Genomic DNA, 1,929 nt, shown 5'->3' with positions numbered 1-1,929 from the left:
GCTGTCAATTGCCCATTGGCCTGCAGTGTCAGGGAGCCTGCTTGGGTGGCGTTGCCTGCTGTGTCAATCCCTGCTGCCAGCGTGCCGCTCTGTTCGATGGTTTGACCTTGCAGCCGAACATCGCCTGCGGCGATCCATTTGCCGCTTTGTTTGAGTTGCCCTTGGCTGGTGAGGCTGGCATTGCCTTGGCTGCGTACTTCTCCTTGGCTGGTCAGGCTTTGTTTGCCGGTGACGGTGACCTGGGCAGCCTGTGTCTGGCCTGCCAAGGTGACTTGGGCTGCGTCGATGGCCAGCTTGCCGCCCGCCAGTTGTTTGCCTGCCACTACCAGGGTGGTATTTGCGGTCAGGGTGAGGTCGCCTGCCTGGGTGGCATTGCCTTGTGCATCCACGCCAGCGGCGGTCACGCCTTGCAGATCCGCCTGATCGGCGGATACGGTCGTGTGCCGTTGCGCAACCCAGCTGCCGGTTTGTTTGAGCGGGCCGCCTGCCTGGATGGTCAAGTCTTGGTTCGCTCGCACTTCGCCTTCGCTGGTCAAGGCTTGCTGTGACTGCAGGGTCACTTGTTTACCTGCGGTCTCGCCCGCCAGTGATACAGTTTGACCACTGAGGGTCGCATCGCCGCCAGCCAGTTGTACGCCCTTGGCAATCAAGGCTTGTTTGGCGTTCAATGTCAGCTTGCCTGCGCGGCTGGTCTGGCCTTGTTCGTCCACGCCTGCCGCCAGGGTGCCTTGTTGGTCGATGTCCTGTGCGCTCAGGGTGAGATCATCTTGCGTGATGATCTGGCCGGTCTGCTTGAGCTGGCCGGTGGCTTTCATCTCCGCTGTCTGCGCCCGGACTTCTCCTTGGTTGGTGATGCCTTCTGTGGCGGTGACCAGCACGCTTTGTGCCTGGGTCTGGCCTGCCAGGGTGATCTGCTGTCCCGCCATGGTCAGTTGCCGACCGGCAATCTGGCTGCCTGTCGCCGTCAATTGCCCATTGGCCTGCAGTGTCAGGGAGCCCGCTTGGGTGGCGTTGCCTGCTGTGTCAATCCCTGCTGCCAGCGTGCCGCTCTGTTCGATGGTTTGACCTTGCAGCCGAACATCGCCTGCGGCGATCCATTTGCCGCTTTGTTTGAGTTGCCCTTGGCTGGTGAGGCTGGCATTGCCTTGGCTGCGTACTTCTCCTTGGCTGGTCAGGCTTTGTTTGCCGGTGACGGTGACCTGGGCAGCCTGTGTCTGGCCTGCCAAGGTGACTTGGGCTGCGTCGATGGCCAGCTTGCCGCCCGCCAGTTGTTTGCCTGCCACTACCAGGGTGGTATTTGCGGTCAGGGTGAGGTCGCCTGCCTGGGTGGCATTGCCTTGTGCATCCACGCCAGCGGCGGTCACGCCTTGCAGATCCGCCTGATCGGCGGATACGGTCGTGTGCCGTTGCGCAACCCAGCTGCCGGTTTGTTTGAGCGGGCCGCCTGCCTGGATGGTCAAGTCTTGGTTCGCTCGCACTTCGCCTTCGCTGGTCAAGGCTTGCTGTGACTGCAGGGTCACTTGTTTACCTGCGGTCTCGCCCGCCAGTGATACAGTTTGACCACTGAGGGTCGCATCGCCGCCAGCCAGTTGCACGCCCTTGGCAATCAAGGCTTGTTTGGCGGCCAATGTCAGCTTGCCTGCGCGGCTGGTCTGGCCTTGTTCGTCCACGCCTGCCGCCAGGGTGCCTTGTTGGTCGATGTCCTGTGCGCTCAGGGTGAGATCATCTTGCGTGATGATCTGGCCGGTCTGCTTGAGCTGGCCGGTGGCTTTCATCTCCGCTGTCTGCGCCCGGACTTCTCCTTGGTTGGTGATGCCTTCTGTGGCGGTGACCAGCACGCTTTGTGCCTGGGTCTGGCCTGCCAGGGTGATCTGCCGTCCCGCCATGGTCAGTTGCCGACCGGCAATCTGGCTGCCTGTCGCTGTCAAT

The 1,929-nt window shown here is 62.0% G+C and carries 1 protein-coding gene; it reads right to left on the bottom strand.

Annotated elements, in window-relative coordinates; translation table 11 throughout:
• Positions 1 to 1,929, bottom strand: a 1,929-nt coding sequence (locus HNQ59_RS19295) for a translocation/assembly module TamB domain-containing protein (RefSeq protein WP_184042016.1), incomplete at both ends; no start/stop codon positions are given.

The sequence above is a fragment of the Chitinivorax tropicus genome (assembly GCF_014202905.1).
Classification (GTDB): domain Bacteria; phylum Pseudomonadota; class Gammaproteobacteria; order Burkholderiales; family SCOH01; genus Chitinivorax; species Chitinivorax tropicus.
The sequence above is the reverse complement of the archived record's forward strand: the minus strand, read 5'-3'. Positions and strand labels throughout refer to the sequence as shown.